We start from the raw sequence: 26,396 nt of genomic DNA, 5'->3' as shown, positions 1-26,396 counted from the left end.
GAGCAGCCGGCTAGCGGCCTGCAGCACCTCTGCCGGTTCCTCGCGCCGGGCCGGCGCACCCCGGGACGGGAATCAACGTGAGTCAGAGCCTGTTGCCGAGAGACGTCGCTCCGCAGGCGAGCCAAGGAGACCCGAGTGGACTTGCGCATACCCATGGAAACCGTGACGCTCACAGGCCGAATCAGCAAAAACCTCGTCGTTCAGCGATCGGACCACACAACGATCCGGTACACGGCCGCCGGCCCGGCCGACGGGCCGGCTCTGGTCCTCATCCACGGCTGGGCGTGCGACCGCGGCGACTTCGACGCGGTGACCGGCCATCTGCCTGACGGCTACCGGGTCCTCGCGGTCGACCTCGCCGAGCACGGCGAGTCCCGGTCGACGCGAGAGGTGTGGACCATGGAGGAGTTCGCCCGCGACGTGGCGGCCGTACTGGAGGCGGAGTCGGTGACCACGGCCGTCGTGGCCGGGCACTCCCTTGGCGCGGCGGTCGCCGTCGAAGTCGGCCGGCTGCTTCCCGACGCCGTCTCGCACGTGGTCGCGCTCGACGGGCTGCTCCACCTGTCCATGTTCCCGGCGCAGAGCGAGGAACGGATCAGCACCGTGGTGGGCATGTTCCACGACGACTTCCCCGCGGCGGTGCGCGGCCTCGTCGAAGGGGGTTCGCCGGCCGGGACCGACCCGGCTCTCACGGACGCCTACTTCGAGAAGATGGTCGCGGTGCGGCAGCCCGCGGGCCTGCGCGCCATCGAGGGCCTGGTGCGATGGGACATGGACGCGGTGCTGCGCGAGACGAAGCAGCCGATCACCGTGTTCGCCGTTCGCGACTTGGTGACACAGGAGGCGATCGACCGTTACGGAGACCGCCTCGACATCGTGCTCGTCGACCTGGGCAGTCACCACTTCCCGGTGGAGGCCCCCGAAGCCACGGCGAGGCTCCTGTCCGACGTGATGGGCTGAACGACGGCCTTGGTTCCCCCGCCCCCGAGCCCGGCCGTGTTTGCCCGGCCCGTCCTTACTGCTGAAACCGGTTCAGCACTGCTGAAACCGGTTCAGCGGATTGCGCCGGTCGCCCTCAGGCGTGGACAGCCGTGCCGGGCCGCTCGGCAGCGGACAGCCGTTGCGAGCGACGGGCGAGGATGATCATGACGGCGGGGAAGAGCACGTCACAGACCAGGACCCCGCCGCCGTTGCCCGGAGCGTGATTGCCGTTGGCGAACCACTGGTACACGTGGCCGATCACCGCACCCCAGAGGAACATCCCGGCGCCGAGGCCGATGGTGATGCGCTCACGGGCCGTGGCCGAGGGTGAGGCGGCACGAAAGCCCATGACGGCGAGTCCGAGGTTGGCGAAGGCGATCTCGAACTCGAACGGGCTCCGGTTGAAGCCGATCGTGGCGGCCATCCCGTCCGGGATGGTGATGAACGCGATCGTCAGCCACAGGCTGCCGCAGCCGAGCGCGGCGACGGCCCACCACCGCTGCCAGGTTTCCAGCGCCGCTTGGCGGGAGGGGCTGCGCCGGGTGCGGATCAGCGCACCGATGGCCGCGACCAGCACCCAGATCAGAGGAACAGCGGACTGCGCGACGTAAGAGGTCTCACTCATGCCGCGAGTCTTGCATGGTTAATATTAACCTCGCAAGACTCTGGTACGCTCGACCCATGGACGACGGGCTCGCTGATCTGCTGCATCGCGTGGTGTTCCTGCTCGGGGAGGCCGCGCGGCAGCGCGGCGACGGCTCCACCGGCCTGAGCTACAGCCAGATGCGCTTGCTGGGAACACTGGAGGACCTGCAACCGGTGACCCAGCACCGCCTCGCCCAAGCACTGTCGGTGTCCGACCCGGCGATCAGCCGGGCACTGCGCCCACTGGAGGCAGCCGGACTCGTACAGGTCCGCCCCGACCCCGAACACGGACGGCGACGACTGGTCGAACTCACCGCCGCCGGCCGCGAAGCCTTCCACGAAAGCGGAAAACCGCTCTACGACGAGTTGCGCAACGCCCTGCTCAAGGCCGGCTTCCCCTACGAGCGATACCTGTCCGACACCGTCCGCCTGGTACAGATCCTGGAGGACTGAAACGACGACGGGTGCCATGCGCGACCGGCTCCTGCCGGCGCCACCGGCAGGCCGCTCTCCGGCTCCCCCGCTCGTACAGGTCTTGCGGCCGGGGAGAAAACATCGCGGTGGCCAAGCTGGTCAAGAGCGGTGACTGGCCAAGGATTCCCGTTGTGTGGGCCACGGGCCTGCTGGCGGTCGGATACCTGGCGGCCATCTGGTCGCCGGTCCTCTTCGGTCTCGCCGCGATCACCGTGATTCCCCTGACGCTGTTCATCCCGGCTGTCGCGATGGCCGACCTGGAAGGCCGTGACTCTCCTCTACGGGGCCGGACCATGGTCTGGCTGGGCGAAGTGTCCTTCGCCTTCTACCTCGTGCACCAGACCGTCTTGAGGGCCGGGCACGATCTGCTCGGCCACGACAAGTCCTGGGACGCTTGGACGGCATCCCTGCTCGCCCTGGCCTTCGCAGCTATCACCCTTGTGTTCGCCTGGGCCGTCTACCGGTGGTGGGAGATGCCGGCCATGCGCCTGCTGACCACACGCCGGGCCCGGCCCAGGAGCGCTCGAGTGGACGTAGTCGCCGAGCCCGAGTCCTCGGCGCCGCGCCCCGTCGAGCTGGCCGCCGACAGGAACTAAGCGGACTGCACGCACCGCGCAGACCAGTGCGCACAGCGACAGCACACCCACCAACGGGGCCGAAACAGCCCCGCCCGCAGCGACCAAAGGACCATCGGCATGTTGTCCGTCGACGACACCCCGGCTCTCATCCAATGCTCAGAGCCGACCACTGTGCCGGCACCTGCTATCGCGTCCCCGAAGCGACGCGCCGGGGACCGCGCCCGCCCGGCCGAAACCCGGTCCGCGGCCTGCCTGCAGTCCCATCAGTCCGCACTGGAGCAGGTAGGCATCGAAACCGGATGGCACGTGCTCGACGCGGGGTGCGGCAGTGGTGACTTCTTGCCCTGGTTGGCCGAGCTGGTGGGCCCGCAAGGACAGGTGTCGGCCGTCGACCGGGTCGCGGAGAACACAGCTCTCGCAGCCACGCACCTGCGCCAGTACGCTCCCGAGCACGCCGTTGACGTGCGGCAGGCGACCGTCCTCGACCTCCCCCACGCCGACGGCACGTTCGACGCTGTCTGGTGCGCCGACGTCCTCCAGCACTTGGACGACGGACAACTCGTCCGCGCGGTACAGGAGATGAGCAGGGTCGTGCGGCCCGGTGGCCTGGTGGCCGTCCAGGTTCCGGACGTCACAACGGTCACGGTACGACCCGGTGATCCGTTCGTCTTCACCGACTTCCTCCGCGCGACAGCCCCCTCCTGCGCGTACGCACGGCAGTTGCTGCGTAGCCGTGACATTCACCGCTGGCTGCGCGAGGCCGGACTCGCCTCGGTACGCCAGCACACGACGGTGATCGAGCACCTCGCCCCGCTGGAGCCCGCAGCCCTGCGGTTCTGGACGCGGACCTGTTCCCGCCTCGCCCGGCAGGCGCGCGGCATGGGCAGCGGGTGGGAGCACCGGTGGGCGCCGTTCGCGGATGCCGATGCGGCCGACCATCCGCTGCGTTCCCGGCACGGTTATGTCAGTGAAGGAGCCACGCTCGCCGTCGGAACAGTCTCACCGACAAAGAGAGTTAGGGTTACCTAACTAAGGGGTGATGATATGTTCTTTGTGGAGGTGAGCGATATGCGCGCAGTACCCCGTGCGGCGTTGATCGAAGGCACCATCGAACGGCTGAAGACCGAGATCGTCAGCGGAAGGTGGCCGCTGGGCAGCAAGATCCCCGTCGAGGATGAACTCGCGGAGGAACTACAGGTCGGCCGCAGCACGCTGCGGCAAGCGGTACAGGCTCTGGTCCATGTCGGGTTGCTGGAGACCGCACAGGGCCGGGGAACGTTTGTCCGCGGCACTCACGAGGTCGACACGGTGCTGCACCGGTACCTGGCCGACGCCGAGCTCCGGTACGTCCTCGAAACCCGTCGCGGCCTTGAGGTGGAGGCGGCGGGACTCGCCGCCGAACGCCGCAGCCAGGCGGATCTGGACCACCTGACGGCCGTCTACGAGCGCCAGATGGCCGCTCACCGGGAGGGCAGAGGCGGTGAGTTCAACCGGGCAGCCGTGGAATTCCACACGGCCGTCGTCGAAGCGGCAGACAATCCCGTGCTGTCGCGCCTGTACGCCAGCATGCTCGGCTCCGTGCGGGATTCGGTCCACCTCGGTGGGGTGCGCCGCCCGCAGGAGCATCACGGGGACCCCGGGCACACCCTGATCCTGAAGGCGATCAGCGACAGCGACCCGCAGGCCGCGCGGGAAGCGGCAACCGAGCACGTCGCCACCTTCCTCACCGCGCTCGCACCGACGGACAAGGAGCCGCGATGACGGCCGGCCCCACCTCCTCCCCTTCCGGCGGACCGGAGCCTCTGTTCTCCCGTATCGCCGTGGTGGCGTCGTGCCTGGGCATGCTGGTCATCGGCGCGCTGCTCGCCCTGTACGGGCCGGTGGTCCCCGCGCTGCGCGATCGCTTCGGCTTAGCGGAGTCGACCGCCGGCCTGGCCCTGGCCGCCCAGTCGCTCGGCGCCGTGGTGGGAGTCCTCGGCTTCCACTCCATCCACCGCCGCATCGGCAACCGCGCCCTGCTCACCGCGTCGTACCTGACCATGCTGGCGGGCACTGTCACCTTCGGCCTGTGCGGGGTGTGGCCGCTGATGCTGGTGGCGGCATTCGTCACCGGGCTCGGCCTCGGTGGCGTCGACTTCGCCATCAGCCGCCTGTTCCTCATCGGCCTCGGTGCCCGCGGACCGGCCCTTCTGAATGTCGCTCACGGCTGCTTCGGCCTGGGCACCGTCCTTGCCCCCGCCGCCATCGCAGTCATCGGCCCGGACCGCTACGGTCCCGCATTCATCGCCCTCGGACTGCTGAGCCTGATCCCCTTGGCCTGCGTCCGCGGCATCCGCACCCGGCCGACCCCCGCCGAACTCGCCGAAGCCGCGACCGTCCCCGCGCACCGCGCCGGCGGGCGCCGCCTGGCCACGGTGCTCATCGGCTTCGTCGCCATCTACATGCTGCACTTCGCGGTGCAAAGCGGCATCGGCAACTGGGAACCCACCCATCTGCACGTCCTCGGCCACAGCATGACCACCGCGACCGTCGCGACGTCCATGTACTGGCTGGCCATGACCATCGGCCGCTTCCTGGTCGCACCACTCGCCCGCCGCTGGTCGGCGGCCACGATCGTCACCGCGTCGTGCGCCCTGATGACCGTCAGCGTCCTGCTCGCCCTCGTGCCCGGGCTCGCGCCCTGGGCTTATGCCGCAGCCGGTCTGTGCATCGGTCCCATCTTCCCCAACGGCCTGAACTGGCTGAACCGGTCCGCGCCCGCCGCAGGCAACGCCATGGCCTACGTCATCGCCGCGGCCATGCTCGGCTCCGTCGCCTTCCCGCCCGCCCTGGGCGCGGTCATCCAGAGGCACGGCGTCGGCGCCCTGCCGGCCACCCTGGCCGTCCTGTGCCTGCCCACCCTGGCCATCAGCGCGGCACTCGCCATACGGCTGCACACCACCCGCACCGCAACGGTGGTGCACACGGGTGAAGGCGGCGCAACGCACCGTTTTAGCCGCGCGGCAGCAGGAGACACCCCTCACCCCACAGAAGTCACCCCACAGAAGAAAGGCGCATCATGACCAAGCAGTGGGTAGCCGGATTCCGCAGCGCGGTAATCAGCCCGTACGAGAAGGTCCAGCTCAGTGACCCGCGCGGCTTCCACGACCAGACTGTGCGCCAGGTACTGCACATGGCCGGCGGCGGCGAGCAGATACGGATACGACTCTCCAATCGCTACGGCCGCACTCCCCTGACCGTCGCCGAGGCCAGGGTGGCCGAACGCAAGAACGCCGATGAGATCGTTGCCGAGACCGATGCCGTCTTGCGTTTCGCGGGAGCCGGGCACGTGACGGTCCCGGCAGGTGACGAGGTCGTCAGCGACCCCGTCGACCTGCCCGTGCGGGCCGGCACCGACCTGGTGGTCAGCCTCCACCTGCCGCAAGACACTGGTCTCGCCACCTACTCACACATGCCCGCCGAAACCACCTACGTCGCCGGCGGCAACCAAGCCGGTGTCGCGAGCCTTCCCGGGGCCGAGCAGGTTCACGGCCGGTACTACGTGACCGGTGTCGACGTCCTCACGGCCGAGAACGTGGCGGTCGCCGTCGCGTTCGGGGATTCCTGGTTCGAGGGTGTCGGCACCACCCACGGCGCCAACCAGCGCTCGGTCGACGCGCTCAACCGACGCCTGGAGCGGGGCTGGGCCGTCAACCAGGGCATCGCCGGCAACCGGCTGCTCACCGACGAGATCGGCGAACACGCCCTCGCACGCTTCGAGCGGGACGTACTCTCCGTGCCCGGTGCCACCCACGTCCTGGTGAACTTCGGTATCAACGATCTGGGCCTGCCCGGCATGCTCGGCCTGCCGCCCGCCACCGCCGACGAGCTGATCGCCGGTTTCGCCGAACTGGCCCGTCGCGCGCACGACGCCGAACTGGCGATCCACGCGGCGACCATCGGCCCCTTCGCCGGTGCCGTCTATCCCGGCCACAACACTCCCGAGGGCCTCGCCGCGCGACGCCAGGTCAATGAGTGGATCCGTACCAGCGGCACCTTCGATGCCGTCTTCGACGTCGCCCGCGCCGTGGAGGACCCTGCCCGGCCTGACCACATCCATCCCGCTTTCGACAGCGGAGACGGCATGCACCTCAACGACGCCGGAGCCCGGGCCATGGCCGCAGCCGTCGACCTTGACGCCCTCAGCCTCTGACTTCCCAGACCAGCCCGACCCGCCCGAGCAGAGTCCGTCCGTTCCCGGCCGCAACCGCGCTGATCACCGGTGGCATGCGTCCGGCAGCACTGCAGAAGCAGCAAAGCGGTCGGACCGGAATCGTTCGCGGCCCTACTGACGCTCGCCAACCTGATCCAGCGGTCCTTCGCGCCTCCGTCGTGAAGGACCGCTTTGCGTATGTGCGGACCTACCAGAGATATGGGCTCGGCGGCTGCAGCGGCCCGGCAGGACACCAGCATGCTCCGTGGTGGCGAGCCCTGCCGAGCATAGGAGCGGCTCCGGCCCGCTGCTTGAAGACTCGGTGAGGACCAGGCATCCAGAGGCCGCGGCAACGTGCCGGTGGACTGCGCACCGTGCGGCTCGCCAACTGCCGACTCATGGCGTCCTGGTTGAAGCCTCGGTCACGTATCCATCCAGGCGGCCACTGCTCGTCATGGCCTTCCACGAGATCACGGAAGCGCTCGGCTGCGGAGAGACCGTCGAAGACCTCGGACTCCCGTTTGCCGTTGCGGGCTCTGCCTGCGCGCCGGCGGACGACGCGGGGAGCCTCCCCTCAGTCGCCTTCCTTGGCCTCGATGCACGCATGCCTACTGCCGGAAAGGAAGGCAGTGACCCAATTACGCCGGCCAAAACGTAAGAACAGTCCCTCTGGCCCGCGTTTCCACAGGCCAGAGGGCCTCTCGTCGGGCGGAGCCCAGGGAGTCGAACCCCTGGGCTGCGCGCCTCGGCTCCCAGCAGGGCCCCGGCCTCTCTTCTCGATGCCCTCAAGGATGTGGTGCCCTCGCGTGCGGGGCTGCTCCCGTGCCTGATTCGCGGGTGTTGTCCTTGTCGGTGTGGTACCAGCGTGCACGGAGCCGATCCGAACGCCACGGAAGGCCGGACCTCGGTGCACCCTCGCCATCGGCCGACCGATCGTCGCCCACGCGACGGGAAGACCCCGCCGGCCACCTGTTCGCCAGCCGCCCGGCGTCACCGGCGGCCGCTGGGGCTCCGTCGGCGCCGTAGCTTTCCTCCGACGGCCGTGCCGTCATCGCGGACGGCGGCTTCGCCACCTTCCGGCACTCCCCGGGAGGGGGGCGCAGGCCGGGCACGTCACATCGCCGCTCTCGGCGCCGTGACGGTTACGGCCGTGCTTCTGGCCGCGAGATGGGCGGTACAGGTCCGGGCCGCGTGGAGATCGCGACACGCTCTTGTTCGATCCGGGTGGGGAGTCTTCCGTAACGGCCGTGGGAGCATCGACTACGACTCCCACTCCGGCGCCGCTCCGAAACCCCAGGTCACCAGGGGGCCGGGTGCTCGACCGGGCCACACAGGGCCGCGTTTGCCTCAGCGCGCTGAGGCAAACGTCTCGCGCAACCGGCCTCTCCGACCGCGTTTCCGCAGGTCAGATCGATTTTGCTGGTGGGGCGGGTGGGACTCGAACCTAAACGGGTGGCCCATCTCACCTGCGGTTTCGCCGAGCAATCGGACATATGCATCCGATTCGATCCTGCTCCGCCCGCTCCGATCCCGGCCGCCCCGGAGCGGTGAGGCAATTGCCTCACCAGATTTTGAGTTCCATTCGGAGCCCGCAGCGTTCCGGTCAAGGCGACAGGCCCCCCCGAAGCCCACGCCGCACGCCGCCGACCAGACCGCCACAGAACTGCAGGACCGGCTCTCCCAGCAGCTACGCACAGTAGTCACTCACCGGGCCCGGGCCGCGACCCTACACGGCCCCATTCAGGCAGCACACGTCGCCGAACTTTGACTCCCGCACGTAACGATTCTCAACGCACGGGCAGGCGACACTCTGCGGCGAGGTCATCTCGCCGAGCTTTGCCGACGACGCCGAGCACGACCACCGCGGGGCGAAACCGGCCCCAGACCGGCCAAATACACAGTCCGCATGCGGAGCGGTGCGCACCACACCCCCGACTCGATCACCCAAGCCTTCTGCGCCCTTCAACTCCCCCTCACAAAAGACCGACGACATCGACGACACAGGCCCACCGCCTGCGGGTAGTACCGTGATCAGGTCACTAGGCTTCCACCTCAAACATCCTCTTAGGTAGAAATGCCGGAGTTCTCGAAAGTGAGTAAGAACCTGCGCTCCGCCAGATAAAACTGCTGGTCGCGAACTGTGGTCCCCGCGCGTGCGGGGGTGATCCCGTGAGCGCTCCGGTTTCAGGGTCGAACGCGCCGTGGTCCCCGCGCGTGCGGGGGTGATCCGAGTTCGCGGCCGTCCTGGTGGACAACGCCGTTGTGGTCCCCGCGCGTGCGGGGGTGATCCCGGTCCAGGAAGGCCCACCATGACGACACCGCCGTGGTCCCCGCGCGTGCGGGGGTGATCCCCAGCCCCTCCCGAACCAGCACCCCCAGAGCCTGTGGTCCCCGCGCGTGCGGGGGTGATCCCGCGGCGTCACAGCCGTGCAGAGCATCCGCGACGTGGTCCCCGCGCGTGCGGGGGTGATCCCAACCGGTGGCAGCCCCTGTGTGGGGACCACAGGTGGTCCCCGCGCGTGCGGGGGTGATCCCGTTCATGGCACCTCCCATGGAGTGATCGGAGGGTGGTCCCCGCGCGTGCGGGGGTGATCCCTTCTTCGGTCCGTGGGAGCGTGCGGAGGAGTAGTGGTCCCCGCGCGTGCGGGGGTGATCCCCTCCAGCAGTGGGGACGGACGCTGGCGACGTTGTGGTCCCCGCGCGTGCGGGGGTGATCCCTGAGGCCCGATGTCTCCGTGGACGAGCTCGCCGTGGTCCCCGCGCGTGCGGGGGTGATCCCGGCGGCGGGCACTCCTACGCGACGGGCGGTGCGTGGTCCCCGCGCGTGCGGGGGTGATCCCGCAGCATCCTCCGCGTCCTTGACGTACGCCGAGTGGTCCCCGTGCGTGCGGGGGTGATCCCAACGACGAGCGCCAGGACCAGAGCCAGCACGCGTGGTCCCCGCGCGTGCGGGGGTGATCCCTCGTCCGCCTCGATGGCGTTGTCGTACCGCCGGTGGTCCCCGCGCGTGCGGGGGTGATCCCGCCTCCGCCTCACGTTCAGCGGCTCGGGCCCGGTGGTCCCCGCGCGTGCGGGGGTGATCCCGGCCTGGGCCACGGCGCCGTCGGCATGCTCAAGTGGTCCCCGCGCGTGCGGGGGTGATCCCGTTGAGGCGTCCGGCCGTCTCTGCGATCGTCAGTGGTCCCCGCGCGTGCGGGGGTGATCCTGTCGGCGGCTTCAACTTCCGGTACGTGCCGTAGTGGTCCCCGCGCGTGCGGGGGTGATCCCGGGCCGCTGGCGACCAAGAAGTCCAGCGCCGCGTGGTCCCCGCGCGTGCGGGGGTGATCCCCCCCATGACCGCCCGACACGTACGCCCCTCCAGTGGTCCCCGCGCGTGCGGGGGTGATCCCGCCGGTGCTGCTGTTGGGAGTTCCGCCGTCGTGTGGTCCCCGCGCGTGCGGGGGTGATCCCTACGCGGTGCCGACGCCGAACCACGGCGCTCAGTGGTCCCCGCGCGTGCGGGGGTGATCCCTGCACCTCATTGCGGCCGGCCCCGGAACAGGTGTGGTCCCCGCGCGTGCGGGGGTGATCCCCGTCCGTTGTTGGGGTTGCGCGGCGTCACACTGTGGTCCCCGCGCGTGCGGGGGTGATCCCGGCAACGCGCCGGCGCCGCCGCGGCGGAGGGGGTGGTCCCCGCACGTGCGGGGGATGGTCCCGGGCGCTACCTTCGGACCCGTTCGAGCCCTCCATCGAGCGTGCGGGGGTGGTCCCCTTTCGTCTTGATCGCTACGGTGCCGATGTCCGTGGTCCCCGCGCGTGCGGGGGTGACCCCTGGGAACCGCTGGCGTCTGCGTTCTCCCCGCACTTGCGGGGCTCAGGCTGGGCTAGGCAGGCTGCCTGTCTCGCCCAGTGGGTAGCGCGGCCACTTCCTACAACTGGGAACCACTTGATTCTGCAACACCCCAATCCAACTAGGGAGTTGACCCGCCGACGTCGATCGGCCTACTGTCTCGTCTGCAGAAGCTCTTCGGGCTGCATCGCAGCCCTTGCGCAAAAGAGCCGAGTCCGCTGATCCACCTCGGTGCAACGAGGCAGCCGGACTCGGCTCTTCACTAACAGTCACGACAACCGTTAGAACATGGAGATCCTACCTGTGGAGAATGCTTCCGCAAAGCCCTTAGGCCCGCCTCTCGCCCCGAAAGAAGCGCTACTCACGCTGATCGCCGCGTTCCCCGCCACCCCCTCAACCATCGGGCCCTGGGTATGGGGAGCTGCCGTAATCGTGATCGTGGTGGTTTTGCTGGCGTAGCTGTATCTGCCGGTACGGCTCTACACAGCTGAACGATCTACTTGCCCGGCGCCGTTACCCAAAGGCGCCGGGTCTCGGCGACCGATGCAGGACTTCGCGTCTGGGGTCGTACGCACCTTGTAGGTGGCTTCATCACCCTCCCGAGGAAACGCGCTGGAAGTGGGATTAGCCGTGGTCGATAAACTTGTGGGTGCCAGCCGGTCGTCTGACGAAGGTCCGTTTGCGTGCCTGTCCTCTGCTGCCCGCAAGGCCTGGGCCAAGCATGACCAGAAGTCCCAGGGGTGGCTTCCCTTGTGGAGGCACATGGCCGATGCTGGTGCAGTTGCCGGGAAGTTGTGGGATACATGGCTGGCGGGCAACGTCAGACGCCTGGTGTCTGAGGCCCTTCCTGCTGGGGAGACAGACGCGCGACGGCTCGTTGCCTTTCTCGGTAGCGTCCATGACATCGGCAAAGCCACGCCCGCCTTCGCCTGTCAGGTGGAGCCTCTCGCCGACGCCATGCGAACCGCCGGGCTCGATATGCCTTCCGTTGTGGAGTACGGAGAGGATCGGCGGCTGGCGCCGCACGGCCTGGCAGGCCAGTTGCTCCTGCAGGAGTGGATGGCAGAACGGTTCGGCATGAACTCCCGTACCTCCGGCCAGTTCGCGGTGGTGGCGGGCGGGCATCATGGGACACCGCCCGAACATCAGCAGATTCACGACCTCCAGCTTCGTTCGCGACTGTTGCGGCATCCCGGGCCGAGTGATGCGATATGGCGGCGCGTCCACTTCGAGTTGATGGATGCGTGTGCCGAATTCGCTGGTGTAGCGGACAGGTTCGAGGAGTGGCGGTCGGTCCGGTTGCCGCAGCCGGTACAGGTGGCCCTGACGGCTGTTGTCATTCTCGCTGACTGGATCGCCAGCGCTCCTGAGCTCTTCCCCTACGATCCGTTGTCCTGGCAGCCAGCCGGTCCGGTCGGCGAGGCACGCCGGCTGAGGGCCGCGTGGCAGGGCCTGGATCTTCCGGGCCCCTGGACGCCGCAGGTACCGGAGCAGGCCGCGGAAGCACTGTTCGCGCAGCGGTTCGCTCTGCCCGAGGGTGCGCGCATCAGGCCCGTTCAGGAGGAAGCGGTGCGGATGGCGCGGTCGATGTCGGCGGCGGGGTTGCTGATGATCGAGGCGCCGATGGGTGAGGGTAAGACGGAGGCCGCCTTCGCTGCCGCGGAGATTCTGGCGGCGCGGACCGGGGCGGGCGGCTGTCTGGTGGCACTGCCTACCCGGGCCACGGGGGATGCCATGTTCCCGCGTCTGCTGGCGTGGCTGGACAGGCTGCCGCTGGACGGCCCCCGCTCTGTCGTTCTGGCGCATGCCAAGGCTGCGCTCAACGACGTGTGGGCGGGCATGATGCGCAGAGAGCGGCGGGCGATTGCCGCCGTCGAGCTGGACGGGCCCGACCGGGTCGGTGCCGAGCGTGCTGCCGAGCGCGCCGAGCCCGCCGGGCTTCATGCTCATCGGTGGCTGCGTGGCCGTAAGAAGGCGCTGCTGGCCTCTTTCGCGGTGGGCACCGTTGATCAGGTGCTGTTCGCGGGGCTGAAGAGCCGGCACTTGGCGCTGCGGCATCTGGCGGTGGCAGGCAAGGTCGTCATTATCGATGAAGTCCATGCCTATGACGCGTATATGAGCCGCTATCTCGACCGTGTGCTGGAGTGGCTCGCCGCCTACCGGGTTCCGGTCGTGCTGCTCTCGGCCACCTTGCCGGCGGATCGCAGGCGGGCGCTGGCCGCCGCGTACGCGGGGGCTCCGGTGGACGCAGACGGGCTGGGGCCGGAGGCGGTGCCCGATGACGCCTACCCGCTGATCACCACGGTGGCCCCGGGCGACACACCCAGAGTGGCGCGGCCCGCGGCGGCCTCTGGTCGCCGTACGGACGTGCACCTGGAACGGTTGGAGGACGACCCTGTCCTGCTGGCCGACCGGCTGGCAGCGGAGCTGGCGGACGGGGGCTGTGCGCTGGTGGTGCGCAATACCGTTGATCGGGTGCTGGAGGCGGCCGATGTGCTGCGGGAGCGGTTCGGGGACGGTGCGGTGACCGTGGCGCATTCGCGCTTTCTGGCTGCCGACCGGGCCGCTAAGGACACGGAGTTGCGGGAGCGGTTCGGTCCCGGCGGCGACCGGCCGGCGGGGCCGCACGTGGTGGTGGCCAGTCAGGTGGTCGAGCAGTCGCTGGATGTGGATTTCGACCTGCTGGTGACCGATCTCGCGCCCGTCGACCTGTTGTTGCAGCGCATGGGGCGTCTGCACCGCCACCCGCGAGTGCGGCCACCGCGCCTGGCCCATGCCCGGTGCCTGGTGACCGGCGTGGCCGACTGGTCATCCACTCCCCCGCAGCCGGTCCAAGGCTCGGTATCCATCTACGGGGAGCACCTCCTGCTGCGCACACTGGCGGTCCTGGGTCCGTATCTCGGCGGCGTTCCGCTGGTGCTGCCGGACCACATCAGCCCGCTGGTCCAAGAAGTCTACGGGAGCACCGAGGTCGGTCCTTCTGAGTGGGCCGGGAGACTGGCTGATGCCCGCGCGGAACATCTTCACCTCCTTGAGAAGAAACGCGAAGCGGCCGGCGACTTCCTTCTGGGGCCGGTGCGGCGGGCGGGGCGGCCGGTGATCGGCTGGCTGGAGGCCAATGCCGGGGACGCGGACGACAGCCGGGCGGGGCGTGCGCAGGTGCGCGACAGCCCGGAGAGCCTGGAGGTTCTGGTCGTCCAGCGGCTGCGGGACGGCCGACTGGTCACCGTGCCGTGGCTGGACGGCGGGCGGGGCGGTCTGGATCTGCCCACTGATTTCCTGCCGAGCCGGCGCGCTGCCGAGGCCGCCGCGGCGAGTGCGATCACGCTGCCCTGGCAGTTCTGTAAGCCCTGGGTGATCGACCGGACGATTGAGGAGCTGGAACGCTTCCGGGTGGACGCCTGGCAGGTGAAGGAATGCCCGTGGCTGGCTGGGGAGTTGTTCCTCGTTCTCGATGAGGATTGTCAGACCCGTCTGTCAGGCTTCGTTCTCAGCTACAGCAAGGACGACGGGCTGCGGGTGCTGCCCTCGACCGCACGCGGGCGCGGAACGGTCGAAGCAGGAACCCCGCCTGGGGACGGAGAAGATCGTGGGCGAGCAGCGGACAGCGAGGTTACGAGCCCTGCGTCGGGACCGACGCCAGTGGCCGTGCCCGAGGGGGCCTCTTGTCAGACGGCGTCAGCCGATCCTTCGAGCACGCGGAAGCGCGCAGAGGAGGCGGGCCCACTGATGTCGCGAACCGCTCAGGCTGACGCTGCGGCGCCGCCGTCCTTCGATCTGGTCACCCGCCCGTGGCTGCCGGTACAGCGCCTGGACGGCAGCACCGAGGAGCTGTCACTGCGGGACCTCTTCGCGCAGACCCGCGAGCTGCGGCGGCTTGTAGGGGACGTGCCCACACAGGAGTTGGCTCTGCTGCGACTGCTGCTCGCTGTGGTGCACGATGCCCTGGACGGCCCGGCGGACCTGGAGGGCTGGGAGGAGCTGTGGCAGGCGGACGCCCCCTTCGCCCCGGTGCTGGACTACCTTCGCCGCTACGGAAACCGCTTCGACCTTCTGCACCCCGAGCGGCCGTTCTTCCAGGTGAGCGGGCTGCGTACGGAGAAGGACGAGATCGCCTCGCTGAACCGGCTGGTCGCCGACGTCCCCAACGGCGATCCGTTCTTCGCCATGCGCCGGCCGGGCGTGGACCGGCTCTCGTACGCCGAGGCGGCCCGGTGGCTGGTGCACGCCCACGCTTACGACACTTCCGGTATCAAGTCCGCCATGGCCGGGGACGGCCGGGCCAAAGCCGGCAAGGTTTACCCTCTGGGCGTGGGATCGGCCGGCACTCTGGGCGGGATCTTCGCCGAGGGAGCGAACCTTCACGAGACGCTGCTGCTGAACCTCATCGCCCTCGACGAGGGCATCGTCGAGATGGCGGACCACGCGGGCACGGGCGGTGAAGACCGGCCGGCGTGGCGGCGGGAGCAGCCGTTCGGTCCGGGGCCGCGCGGGGCGGCCTCGGATATCAGTCGGCCGGACGGGCTGCGGGATCTGTACACCTGGCAGTCCCGCCGTATCCGGCTGCACGCCGAGGACGGTGCCGTCACGGGAGTGGTCCTGGGCTATGGCGATCCGCTGGCGATGTCGGCGCCGTGGAAGCTGGAGCCCATGTCGGGGTGGCGGCGCAGCCCGGCGCAGGAGAAGAAGCAGGGCCGTCCGCTGGTGTACATGCCGCAGCAGCACGATCCGAGCCGGGCGGCCTGGCGGGGCCTGGACAGCCTGCTGCGCACCCGCCGTGCCGCCACGGACGACAGCGGGCGGGGGGTGCCCGTATCGCTGCCGTCCGGGGTCGTGCGCTGGTCTTCGATGCTGACCACCGAGGGCGTCCTTGATCCGCGGGCGCTGATCCGGTTGCGGCTGATCGGTGCCGTGTACGGCACGCAGCAGTCCGTCGTGGACGAGATCGTGGATGACTCGGTGGTCCTGCCTGCGGTGCTCCTGCACCAGGAGCACGCGGCGTTTTGTACCGCGGCGGTCGACGCGGTCGCCGACGCGGATGAAGCCGTACGCGCCCTGGGCCACCTTGCCGGGAATCTGGCGCGTGCCGCCGGGACGGATGCGGCCCCCGCCACGCAGACCGCCCGCGACCTCGGCTTCGGGACGCTGGATGGTCCCTACCGGCAGTGGCTGGCCACGTTGGCCACGTACTCCGATCCGCAGGAGGCCCGCAAGCAGTGGCGGGCCACGGTGCGCCGCCGCATCCTCCGGCTCGGCCGGGACCTGCTCAATTCCGCTGGCCCGGCCGCATCGGAGGGTCGCGTCACCGAGCTTCCCGGGTACGGCCCGACCTGGGTCAATGACGCCGTCGCGGAGACCTGGTTCCACCGCCGGTTGAACAAGGTCCTGCCCGACGCAGTGGTGCGGCCGGGCAGTGCGCAGGCCACAGGCCGCCTCGCCTCGTCACCCGAAACCGCCCCCACCACCACGCCGGCGCTGGCACCTGCATCCCTGCGCCGCGATGACCAGACGGAGCCCGCCTTATGACCACCGGCCCGCAGCCACGCACAGACCGCCGAACGGAAAGCTCCAAGCGCACGCACCGAAGTACCTACCAGCGGAGCGCCCCAGAGGTGGCCACGGCTCGCTGCATCGGCCGGCTTCAGCATCTCTACCGCCAGGATGTGCCGGTTGCCGTCGCGATTCTGGCGCGGCTGCGTCGGGCTGCCGGCCGGACCGTGCACGAGACCCCGGACATCTGGGGCATCGACGGTTTGGAGGACCTCGCGCGGGTCTGGGAAAAGCGACGGGAAGCGAACGGGGCCGACCCGGCAGGCAGCGAAGCACCGCCGGAGCTGCTCTCTCAGCACGCACGGCACCAGCGTGAGGGGAGCACGCGGGCCGAGGAAGACGCCGTTCATGTGGCGGTCACGCTGTGGGCGCTGCATCAGCAGTCCGTACGGGATGCGGCCATGTACGAGCCCGGCTGGAGCCTGGGACGTGCGGTTCGCGCCCTGGCCCGAGGTGGTGGGGACGCCGGCCCCGCCGCTGACGGCGAGCCGGAGCCGGACCGGCAGCAAGCCCGTTCCGCTCCTCGTCTGGATGATGAACTCAACGAGACGCTGCGCAAGCGCTTCGTCCGTATCGGCACCTCGACCTCGTTTGACATGCTCGCCGTGCGCCTGCGCGAAGTCGTTCTGCTGCTGCGCACCGCACGTATCCCGCTCGACTACGCCCGGCTCGCCGATCAGTTGTGCCGCTGGCAGAACGAGGATCTGCGGGCGAGCGTCCGCCGCACCTGGGGACGGGAGCTGTACCTGTCCTACAGCCGGCAGGCCCGGCCGGGCGGTGAAGGCGAGGACAGCGCCGAAGACACACCGCCCCTCTCCGAGACCGACGAGCCCGACCCCGGCCTCTGAGCCACCGGAGGGGAGTGGCCGATGCGTCGCGTCGCCATGTCCCACCGGCACCAGCACCGCCACCTTCAGCACACGGCCCACGCCTCGCCGCGGAAGCCCGTACCCGACCCACTTACCAGCCCAGAACGGAAGACCTTGATGAGCCGCACGATCGTCGACATCCACATCCTCCAGACCGTCCCGCCGAGCAACCTCAACCGCGACGACACCGGAACCCCCAAATCCGCCCTGTATGGCGGTGTACGGCGGGCACGGGTCTCCAGCCAGGCGTGGAAGCGGGCCACCCGCAAAGCCTTCAACGACCTGCTGCCCCCCTCGGAGCTGGGTGTGCGCACCAAGAAGGTCGCCGAGGTGCTGGCCGAGCGGATCACCGCCCTGGCCCCGGCGACAGATCCGGCCCACGCCGTCGGCCTGGCCGCCGAGATGCTCCAGGCGGCGACCGGCTCCAAGATCGAAGTGCCCAAGCGCAAGAGGAAGGACGACCAGGCCGAGGGAGAAGCAACGAACGGCGCGGCGCCGGAGTCCTCGTACCTGATGTTCCTCAGCACCCGCCAGCTCGACGCATTGGCCGCCCTGGCCATCGAACTGGATGCCGGCGACGGCCTCAAGAGCTTCCAGGCGGCGCTGAAGAAGAAGGAGAACAAGACGGCGGCCCAGCAGGCGGTCGACACCCGGCACTCGGTGGACATCGCGCTGTTCGGCCGGATGGTCGCCGACTCCACCGACCTGAACGTGGAGGCCGCCACCCAGGTCGCCCACGCGATCAGCGTGCACAAGTCCGAGATCGAATCGGACTACTACACCGCCGTTGACGACAAGAACACCGACGCCGAGATGGGCGCCGGAATGATCGGCTCCATCGACTTCAACTCCGCCACCCTCTACCGCTACGCGGCCGTCGACGTCGACGAGCTGCACCGCACCCTGGGCACCGGCCTCCGCTCCGACGAGGCGCCGTCGACTCCCGCGCAGAAGGCCGTGGCCGCCTTCCTCGAAGGGTTCATCACCTCGCTGCCCACCGGGAAGATCAACACGTTCGGCAACCACACCCTGCCGTCCGCGGTGATCGTCAAGCTCCGCACCCGCCGCCCCGTCAGCTTCGTCGGCGCCTTCGAACAGCCGGTACCGCAGGGCGCGAACGGCGGCTTCCTGGAGGAAGCCTGCAAGCGCCTGGGAAGCTACGTGCCGCAGCTGGAGAAGGCGTTCGGTGTGCCGGACGGCGAGCAGGGCTGGGTCCTGCGGGTGGGCGAGGAAACCCAGGCCCTCAAGGACCTCGGTACCAGCGTCACGCTGGCGGAACTGGTCAAGGACGTGGAGGCCGCCGTCGCGGGGCGTCTGGAGTCCGGCGTATGAGCGTGCTGCTCCTGCGGCTCGCCGGCCCGCTGCAAGCCTGGGGCTCCGCGGCCCGCTTCGCGCGCCGCAGCACCGAAAACGCCCCGACGAAAAGCGGCGTGCTCGGCCTGCTCGCCGCGGCCCAGGGCCGCCCGCGCCAGGCGGACCTCTCCGACCTGGCCGCGCTGCGCTTCGGCGTACGCATCGACCAGCCCGGCTCCCGGCTGCGCGACTTCCACACCGCCCACCACGCCGACTCCGGCAAGGCCATGCCGCTGTCCGAACGCTTCTACCTGGCCGACGCCGTCTTCGTCGCCGGCCTCGAAGGCGACCCGAGGCTGCTGCACCAGCTCTATGAAGCGCTGCTGTGCCCCCGCTTCCTGCCCTACCTCGGCCGCCGCTCCTGCCCCCCGTCCCAGCGGCTCGACATGGGCCCGCCGCAGGAGGCCCCCCTGGAAGAGGCCCTGCACCGCGCCGAATGGCAGGCATCGGACTGGTACGTGCTACAGCTCCAGCACACCGCCGGACACGACGCCACGCCCGGGCCGGAAGTCCTGGACGTGCTCCTCGACTGCCCGCCCGGAGATGTCCCCGACTTCTCCCTGCGGGACACCCCCGTGAGCTACGACCCGCGCCACCGCCGCTACGCGCTGCGCGGCGTCCGCAGCACACAGGCCACCGCCGTGCGCCCCGACACGCCCCCGGCCCACGAACCGACCACCGGCCTCACCCCCCTCCCCTTTGAATCACCAGCGACGCCCCCGCCTCCGAGGACCACCTGATGTACCTGACCCGCTTCCGTGTCAACACCGGCCGCACCGAGGCCCGCCGGCTGCTCGGCTCCCCCCACCTGATGCACGGCGCCGTCAACATGGCCTTCCCCGACCGCCCGCCCCGCGACGGACAGGGCCCCCGCATCCTGTGGCGCGTGGACCGCACCTCCCCGGCGGAAACCACCCTGTTCATCGTCAGCCCCACCCGCCCGGACCTGACCCACCTCGTCAAACAAGCCGGCTGGCCCACCCTGGAAACCCCCGGCTGGACCACCTTCGCCTACGGCGAGTTCCTCGACGCCCTGGCGGCCGGGGACACCTGGGGCTTCCGGCTGACCGCCAACCCCGTCCACCACATCCGCCTGCCCCAGGACACCCCGGGCGCCCGCACCAAACGCGCCGCACACGTCACCCCCCGCCACCAGATGCAGTGGCTGCTCCAGCGCCAGGAGAAAGCAGGCTTCGAAATAGTGCCCAAGCCCGCCGACCGCCAACTGACCGAGCACAGCGACGCCTACGAGCTGATCGTCCGCGACCAGCAGCCGCTCCAGTTCCGCCGCCCCCCGGCCAAACAGGCCGGACAGGACGTCCGCTTCACCCGGGTCACCTTCGACGGCCGGCTGCGCATCACCGATCTCGTCGCCTTCCGCCGCACCCTCACCCACGGCCTGGGCAAGTCCAAGGCCTACGGCTGCGGCCTGATGACACTGGCCGCGGCAGGCGGCCGATGAGCACCGTCAGCCGCCGCAGCACCTCCACACCCCGCGAACTGGCCCGGGTCGGCGACCGGCTCTCCTTCATCTACCTGGAACGGTGCACCGTGCACCGCGACGACAACGCCATCACCGCCACCGACACCGACGGCACCACCCACATCCCGGCCGCCACCATCGGCACCCTCCTGCTGGGCCCCGGCACCCGCATCACCCACCAGGCCATGTCCGTCCTCGGCGAATGCGGCGCCGGCGTGGTCTGGGCCGGCGAGCACGGCGTGCGCTTCTACGCCGGCGGCCGCGCCCTGACCCGCTCCTCGGCCCTGGCCGAAGCCCACGCCAGCGCCTGGGCCAACCGGCGCACCCGGCTGGAAGTCGCCCGCGCCATGTACCGCCTGCGCTTTCCCGACGAAGACCCTACTGGCCGCACCCGCCAGGACCTGCTGTCCATGGAAGGCCGCCGCCTCAAAGACTGCTACCGCCGCGAATCCGCCCGCACCGGCGTCCCCTGGATCCGCCGCGACTACCACCGCGACAACTTCGCCGCCGGCGACGCCCCCAACCAGGCCGTCACCGCCGCCGCCCAGTGCATGTACGGCATCGCCCACGCCGTCGTCACCGCCCTGGGCTGCTCCCCCGCCCTCGGCTTCGTCCACTCCGGCCACGAACGCTCCTTCGTCCTGGACATCGCCGACCTCTACAAAACCGACACCGCCATCCCCGCCGCCTTCGACGCCGCCGCCGACGGCCTCGACGACGTGGCCTCCCGCACCCGCCGAGCCCTGCGCAACCGCATCAACAACACCAACCTCCTCAACCGCTGCGTCAACGACATCAAAACCCTCCTCCACCACAACGACGACACCCCAAACGACCAGGACCGCGTGACCCTGCAATCCGACGGCGATGCCCACCTGGAAAGCGGCCGCAACTACGGCGACGAGGTGCTGTGGTGACCGTCATCATCCTCGCCAACTGCCCCGCCGGCCTGCGCGGCTTCCTCACCCGCTGGCTCCTGGAAATCTCCCCCGGCGTCTTCCTCGGCTCCCCCACCGCCCGCATCCGCGACCTCCTGTGGGACGAAGTCCGCCAGTACGCCAACCAAGGCCGCGCCCTCCTCGTCCACCAGACCGACACCGAACAAGGCTTCACCTTCCGCACCCACCACCACGCCTGGCACCCCACCGACCACGAAGGACTCACCCTCCTCCACCGACCAGCCCCCCGAACCACCCCACCGGAAACCGGCCGCCCACCCCAGCCCCCGAAACAGAACTGGAGCAAAGCCGCCCAACGCCGCAAATACGGCCGCCGATAATGGCCCCACACCCTCCACGAGCGGAGCCGCCTGCCGATGCCTGAACAAATGCCGGGTATGCCGGAATCTTTGAAAGTAAGCAAAAACCACTGCCCCGCCTGACAAAGCCGCTGGTCACGACCTGTGGTCCCCGCGCGTGCGGGGCTGTTCCCAAGGGAATCTGTACACCGTGTCCGGGAGGGGGGTGGTCCCCGCGCGTGCGGGGCTGTTCCCGGGCCGCGACCGAGGCCGAGCGGCGGGCGGCAGTGGTCCCCGCGCGTGCGGGGCTGTTCCCGGCCGCAGCGAGCCGAAACCGCCGCGGCTGGAGTGGTCCCCGCGCGTGCGGGGCTGTTCCCATCAGCGCGGCGACGGGCGGCGGCGGGCTGGAGTGGTCCCCGCGCGTGCGGGGCTGTTCCCCAGGCAGCCGACCCATCAACTTCGCTTCGAATGTGGTCCCCGCGCGTGCGGGGCTGTTCCCCTGGTGGCCTGAGACGCCCGCCGATGACCGCGGTGGTCCCCGCGCGTGCGGGGCTGTTCCCCACTTGGCTGAAACCTCCGTGCAGCTTGCTGCGTGGTCCCCGCGCGTGCGGGGCTGTTCCCTCGCCTACCTCACCGGGTCCGTCATGGTCGATGTGGTCCCCGCGCGTGCGGGGCTGTTCCCGAGGCCGTGACCGTTGGGGCAACGGTCACAGAGTGGTCCCCGCGCGTGCGGGGCTGTTCCCGGCCGCCTGCGGCCGGGCCGGCGCCCGGTGGTGTGGTCCCCGCGCGTGCGGGGCTGTTCCCGGCAGGGGTCCACCAGACGTGACCTGAGGAGGGGTGGTCCCCGCGCGTGCGGGGCTGTTCCCATCCCCTCCTCGGAGGTGATGGGGTTGGGCCGGGTGGTCCCCGCGCGTGCGGGGCTGTTCCCACCCGGTCCTGGAGAACACGATGAACAGCCCAGTGGTCCCCGCGCGTGCGGGGCTGTTCCCGGCCGTCCCAAGGTGGCCGGGTCCACGATCCGGTGGTCCCCGCGCGTGCGGGGCTGTTCCCGAGCGGAAGTGCGTCGGTGGACGCTGACCACTGTGGTCCCCGCGCGTGCGGGGCTGTTCCCGGTGTCCGCATGGGGGTGATGATGACGGCGCCGGTGGTCCCCGCGCGTGCGGGGCTGTTCCCTGCGCGAGGCCGCCGAGGGCCTGCCCCTCACCGTGGTCCCCGCGCGTGCGGGGCTGTTCCCGCGGGCCGGGCCTGGCGCGACGCGAAGAAGACGTGGTCCCCGCGCGTGCGGGGCTGTTCCCCACCGCGCGGAGGCCGGAGGCCGGTCCGGGGCGTGGTCCCCGCGCGTGCGGGGCTGTTCCCTCCCTGAACTCCTTCCAGTTCGGCCGCAGGGTGTGGTCCCCGCGCGTGCGGGGCTGTTCCCACTTGGCGGGTGAACGCGTCGCGCGCGGCCTGGTGGTCCCCGCGCGTGCGGGGCTGTTCCCCGCCGCGTCTTCGCGGGCGGACTCGACACTTCGTGGTCCCCGCGCGTGCGGGGCTGTTCCCAGCGCCTTCCGTGTCGGCTCATGCTCCCGCGCGTGGTCCCCGCGCGTGCGGGGCTGTTCCCGTCGGCGCGGACCTGGCAGAGAAGGCCGCCCGGTGGTCCCCGCGCGTGCGGGGCTGTTCCCGAGAGGTGGACGTGCGACCGGGGCCGGGGCCAGTGGTCCCCGCGCGTGCGGGGCTGTTCCCTCCAGGGTCATGACCCAGTGGTGCGAGCCCTGGTGGTCCCCGCGCGTGCGGGGCTGTTCCCCGGCGGTGGCACGCATGAGTGCGACATCCAAAGTGGTCCCCGCGCGTGCGGGGCTGTTCCCGGCCCCAGACAATCCGGAGGTTCGGATGAGGCGTGGTCCCCGCGCGTGCGGGGCTGTTCCCCCACCACAAAATGCCGGGCGCTGGTGTCAGTTGTGGTCCCCGCGCGTGCGGGGCTGTTCCCTCGGCGTGCAGATTGCGCAGGCCCTGCTGCTCGTGGTCCCCGCGCGTGCGGGGCTGTTCCCGACGCAACGCTGCACACTGCACCACACGTTGGGTGGTCCCCGCGCGTGCGGGGCTGTTCCCTGCTGGCCGCCGTTCTCGCGCCACGAGCTGATGTGGTCCCCGCGCGTGCGGGGCTGTTCCCTCACCTTGCCGGGCAGTGGTCCAGGTGGCCGGGTGGTCCCCGCGCGTGCGGGGCTGTTCCCGGCGGCGGGCACTCCTACGCGACGGGCGGTGCGTGGTCCCCGCGCGTGCGGGGCTGTTCCCGTGACGCTGACGCTGCACAGCCTCTTCCACCCGTGGTCCCCGCGCGTGCGGGGCTGTTCCTCCTGAAGACGACCGGCAGCGTCGCGCAGACCGGTGGTCCCCGCGCGTGCGGGGCTGTTCCCGCCACCGAGCGGATCACACCGCCGTGGATCTCGTGGTCCCCGCGCGTGCGGGGCTGTTCCCTTCTCGACGCGTGGAATCGCTGACCTGATGGCGTGGTCCCCGCGCGTGCGGGGCTGTTCCCCGCCTGAGCCTGCGCGGCGGCGGAGAGATGCTGTGGTCCCCGCGCGTGCGGGGCTGTTCCCGCCCTGATGTGGCCGCTGGCCGTCGGCTGGTCGTGGTCCCCGCGCGTGCGGGGCTGTTCCCGCGGCCAGACACATGGCCGCCCTCGACGCGGGCGCCGTGGTGGTCCCCGCGCGTGCGGGGCTGTTCCCCCTTCAGCCTGCGCGCGGCGGACCACGTCGGGGTGGTCCCCGCGCGTGCGGGGCTGTTCCCTCCTCGAAATCCTCGATACTCGGCTGAGTGGAGTGGTCCCCGCGCGTGCGGGGCTGTTCCCCGCCACCCGCACGGGTGGGATCAGGCCGGATTGTGGTCCCCGCGCGTGCGGGGCTGTTCCCGACCGGGCACTTCCCAGGTAGCGGGCGGCACGGTGGTCCCCGCGCGTGCGGGGCTGTTCCCCGGCGCCAGAGCCCACTTCCGACCAGCGGGTGGTGGTCCCCGCGCGTGCGGGGCTGTTCCCTCGCCCAGGTGGCCGAACTCGTTGTACACAGGGTGGTCCCCGCGCGTGCGGGGCTGTTCCCATGTGGCTGGCGCTGTCGCAGCGGATGGACACGTGGTCCCCGCGCGTGCGGGGCTGTTCCCGACAAGCTGATCCCGTGGTCAGTCAAAGAAGAGTGGTCCCCGCGCGTGCGGGGCTGTTCCCGGGGCGACCGTCACGTACGGTCGCTGGCCCTGGTGGTCCCCGCGCGTGCGGGGCTGTTCCCTCACCTGGTCCATGGGCACTGGCCCTGCTGGAGTGGTCCCCGCGCGTGCGGGGCTGTTCCCCTGTGGGACACAGCCCGTGGTAAGCCACGGGCAGTGGTCCCCGCGCGTGCGGGGCTGTTCCGTAGGGGACCGGCCGAAGGTGCCGGCGGGTGGGGTGGTCCCCGCGCGTGCGGGGCTGTTCCCGGTCGGGCTGGGTTCTCCGGGGTTGTCACCTGGTGGTCCCCGCGCGTGCGGGGCTGTTCCCGCGTGTGGAACCCGGACCTGGCCCGCCTGGTCGTGGTCCCCGCGCGTGCGGGGCTGTTCCTCACGGGCTTGTGTCAGTGGTGCGGGATAGCCTGTGGTCCCCGCGCGTGCGGGGCTGTTCCCGCGGGGAGTGCCCGACGTGCGCCGGCCGCACCGTGGTCCCCGCGCGTGCGGGGCTGTTCCCCGTCGCCGCGATCTCCGCCGCCGGGTACCGCGGTGGTCCCCGCGCGTGCGGGGCTGTTCCCGCCCGCCGCGGCATGACCACGGTCGCCGACCAGTGGTCCCCGCGCGTGCGGGGCTGTTCCCCCGGTCATCATGGCGAGCGCCGCGCGCCACCTGTGGTCCCCGCGCGTGCGGGGCTGTTCCCGCGATCCTCGCCGGATTCGCCCGGTGCGTGGAGTGGTCCCCGCGCGTGCGGGGCTGTTCCCGAAGCGCGCCGGAGCTGGGGTTTGGGCCACCTGTGGTCCCCGCGCGTGCGGGGCTGTTCCCGGGCCGAAGCTCGGGGACACCCCATCGAAGGGGTGGTCCCCGCGCGTGCGGGGCTGTTCCCACCTGGTAGCCCTGGCCCCACTCGGTCGTGGTGTGGTCCCCGCGCGTGCGGGGCTGTTCCCGGCAAGCCCCGGACGGAAGAGGCCAGCAGGCCGTGGTCCCCGCGCGTGCGGGGCTGTTCCCACGCGGTGGGTGATGTGCTCGCTGATCTCGGTGTGGTCCCCGCGCGTGCGGGGCTGTTCCCTCCGGCGCCCCGGCGCGCGAAGAAGAAGGAGGGTGGTCCCCACGCGTGCGGGGCTGTTCCCCCTCTGGCTTTGGCCCGGTCCTCTTCCGTCGGGTGGTCCCCGCGCGTGCGGGGCTGTTCCCCGGTTCCCGTCCGGCCGCTGCGTGCTCGTCCGGTGGTCCCCGCGCGTGCGGGGCTGTTCCCGCCTGCCCGGAGTGCGGGGCCGACGGCGACCCGTGGTCCCCGCGCGTGCGGGGCTGTTCCCCCGCTTCCCCCATGGACGCACCCCAGGCCCCAGTGGTCCCCGCGCGTGCGGGGCTGTTCCCTTCCGCGAGGACTGGGAGTACACGCCTTCTCAGTGGTCCCCGCGCGTGCGGGGCTGTTCCCGTGGACCAGTCGGCGGTCTGCGCGAGCCAGATGTGGTCCCCGCGCGTGCGGGGCTGTTCCCCGGATCAGCCCGCACAGTTTCCCGTCGAGTAGGTGGTCCCCGCGCGTGCGGGGCTGTTCCCCCTCCGGTTCGGTATAGGGGAATGATCTGCACGTGGTCCCCGCGCGTGCGGGGCTGTTCCCTGATCGTCGGCAAGCACCGCAACGGCCCGACGGTGGTCCCCGCGCGTGCGGGGCTGTTCCCGCAATGACGGTCGCCAGGATGCGGGCGGCGGCGTGGTCCCCGCGCGTGCGGGGCTGTTCCCTCCCAGCGTGAGGCCGCCGTTGAGGCTGCCGAGTGGTCCCCGCGCGTGCGGGGCTGTTCCCGCCGTCTTCGTGGACTCGCCTTGGGCGAGCCGGTGGTCCCCGCGCGTGCGGGGCTGTTCCCCGGCCACGCCCGTGCGCGCCGGGCAGGCCCTGGTGGTCCCCGCGCGTGCGGGGCTGTTCCCATCAGTGTGCCGATCACTGCCACCGGCGGGGAGTGGTCCCCGCGCGTGCGGGGCTGTTCCCCCGAAGATGAACATCCCGAATACCAGCAGGTAGTGGTCCCCGCGCGTGCGGGGCTGTTC

At 70.7% G+C, this 26,396-nt stretch carries 15 protein-coding genes and 2 CRISPR repeat arrays (1 of these 17 cut by a window edge); of the genes, 14 read left to right on the top strand and 1 reads right to left on the bottom strand.

The window, feature by feature from the left end:
* Window positions 1-135: 135 nt before the first annotated feature.
* Window positions 136-960, top strand: coding sequence for an alpha/beta fold hydrolase (locus tag ACH4FX_RS33195; RefSeq protein WP_398485148.1), 825 nt, complete (start codon window positions 136-138; stop codon window positions 958-960).
* 115 nt (window positions 961-1,075) lie between these two features.
* Here the strand turns inward: ACH4FX_RS33195 and ACH4FX_RS33190 are convergent, their stop codons facing one another.
* A complete protein-coding gene (locus ACH4FX_RS33190; RefSeq protein ID WP_398485147.1) occupies window positions 1,076-1,606 on the bottom strand; it encodes a DUF6790 family protein in 531 nt (176 codons plus the stop codon).
* 56 nt (window positions 1,607-1,662) lie between these two features.
* On the opposite strand from ACH4FX_RS33190, the gene ACH4FX_RS33185 reads away from it, so the two are divergent.
* The 13 genes from ACH4FX_RS33185 to cas2e all read left to right on the top strand — a co-directional run bounded on the left by ACH4FX_RS33185 (window position 1,663) and on the right by cas2e (window position 21,233).
* Entirely contained in the window at window positions 1,663-2,079 is a 417-nt protein-coding gene (locus ACH4FX_RS33185; protein WP_398485146.1) for a MarR family winged helix-turn-helix transcriptional regulator, read from the top strand.
* Between the two features lie 107 nt (window positions 2,080-2,186).
* Window positions 2,187-2,696: an acyltransferase family protein gene (locus tag ACH4FX_RS33180; RefSeq protein ID WP_398485145.1), complete on the top strand. Its 510-nt coding sequence runs from the start codon at window positions 2,187-2,189 to the stop codon at window positions 2,694-2,696.
* A gap of 99 nt (window positions 2,697-2,795) precedes the next feature.
* Complete coding sequence (locus tag ACH4FX_RS33175; RefSeq protein WP_398485144.1) at window positions 2,796-3,707, top strand: class I SAM-dependent methyltransferase; 912 nt, start codon at window positions 2,796-2,798, stop codon at window positions 3,705-3,707.
* Window positions 3,708-3,722: 15 nt separating this feature from the next.
* Window positions 3,723-4,439 carry a FadR/GntR family transcriptional regulator gene (locus ACH4FX_RS33170; protein WP_398485143.1) on the top strand — a complete coding sequence of 239 codons (717 nt, stop codon included), beginning with the start codon at window positions 3,723-3,725 and terminating at the stop codon, window positions 4,437-4,439.
* Entirely contained in the window at window positions 4,436-5,740 is a 1,305-nt protein-coding gene (locus tag ACH4FX_RS33165; RefSeq protein ID WP_398485142.1) for an MFS transporter, read from the top strand. The genes ACH4FX_RS33170 and ACH4FX_RS33165 overlap by 4 nt, the downstream gene beginning before the upstream one ends.
* Window positions 5,737-6,870 carry a GDSL-type esterase/lipase family protein gene (locus ACH4FX_RS33160; protein WP_398485141.1) on the top strand — a complete coding sequence of 378 codons (1,134 nt, stop codon included), beginning with the start codon at window positions 5,737-5,739 and terminating at the stop codon, window positions 6,868-6,870. Before ACH4FX_RS33165 ends, ACH4FX_RS33160 begins: the two co-directional genes overlap by 4 nt.
* A gap of 2,140 nt (window positions 6,871-9,010) precedes the next feature.
* Window positions 9,011-10,681: a CRISPR direct-repeat array (repeat unit 29 nt; unit sequence GTGGTCCCCGCGCGTGCGGGGGTGATCCC).
* A 663-nt stretch (window positions 10,682-11,344) separates the two neighbouring features.
* Window positions 11,345-16,225 carry a type I-E CRISPR-associated protein Cse1/CasA gene (gene casA, locus ACH4FX_RS33155; RefSeq protein WP_398485219.1) on the top strand — a complete coding sequence of 1,627 codons (4,881 nt, stop codon included), beginning with the start codon at window positions 11,345-11,347 and terminating at the stop codon, window positions 16,223-16,225.
* Between the two features lie 86 nt (window positions 16,226-16,311).
* Window positions 16,312-17,097 carry a type I-E CRISPR-associated protein Cse2/CasB gene (gene casB, locus ACH4FX_RS33150; RefSeq protein ID WP_398485140.1) on the top strand — a complete coding sequence of 262 codons (786 nt, stop codon included), beginning with the start codon at window positions 16,312-16,314 and terminating at the stop codon, window positions 17,095-17,097.
* Window positions 17,098-17,235: 138 nt separating this feature from the next.
* Entirely contained in the window at window positions 17,236-18,450 is a 1,215-nt protein-coding gene (cas7e, locus tag ACH4FX_RS33145) for a type I-E CRISPR-associated protein Cas7/Cse4/CasC (protein ID WP_398485139.1), read from the top strand.
* Complete coding sequence (gene cas5e / locus ACH4FX_RS33140) at window positions 18,447-19,211, top strand: type I-E CRISPR-associated protein Cas5/CasD (protein ID WP_398485138.1); 765 nt, start codon at window positions 18,447-18,449, stop codon at window positions 19,209-19,211. Before cas7e ends, cas5e begins: the two co-directional genes overlap by 4 nt.
* Entirely contained in the window at window positions 19,211-19,933 is a 723-nt protein-coding gene (gene cas6e / locus ACH4FX_RS33135; RefSeq protein ID WP_398485137.1) for a type I-E CRISPR-associated protein Cas6/Cse3/CasE, read from the top strand. The genes cas5e and cas6e overlap by 1 nt, the downstream gene beginning before the upstream one ends.
* Window positions 19,930-20,871 carry a type I-E CRISPR-associated endonuclease Cas1e gene (gene cas1e / locus ACH4FX_RS33130; protein ID WP_398485136.1) on the top strand — a complete coding sequence of 314 codons (942 nt, stop codon included), beginning with the start codon at window positions 19,930-19,932 and terminating at the stop codon, window positions 20,869-20,871. Before cas6e ends, cas1e begins: the two co-directional genes overlap by 4 nt.
* On the top strand, window positions 20,868-21,233 hold the full coding sequence (gene cas2e / locus ACH4FX_RS33125; protein WP_398485135.1) for a type I-E CRISPR-associated endoribonuclease Cas2e: 366 nt from the start codon (window positions 20,868-20,870) through the stop codon (window positions 21,231-21,233). Before cas1e ends, cas2e begins: the two co-directional genes overlap by 4 nt.
* 123 nt (window positions 21,234-21,356) lie before the next feature.
* Window positions 21,357-26,396: direct repeats of the CRISPR family, unit length 29 nt; unit sequence GTGGTCCCCGCGCGTGCGGGGCTGTTCCC; it runs 613 nt beyond the window's last position.

Origin of the sequence: Streptomyces sp. NPDC018019 (assembly GCF_044327805.1) — a bacterium.
Lineage (GTDB): Bacteria > Actinomycetota > Actinomycetes > Streptomycetales > Streptomycetaceae > Streptomyces.
Note: the sequence above shows the minus strand (reverse complement) of the source record. Positions and strands in the feature narration are given on the sequence as shown.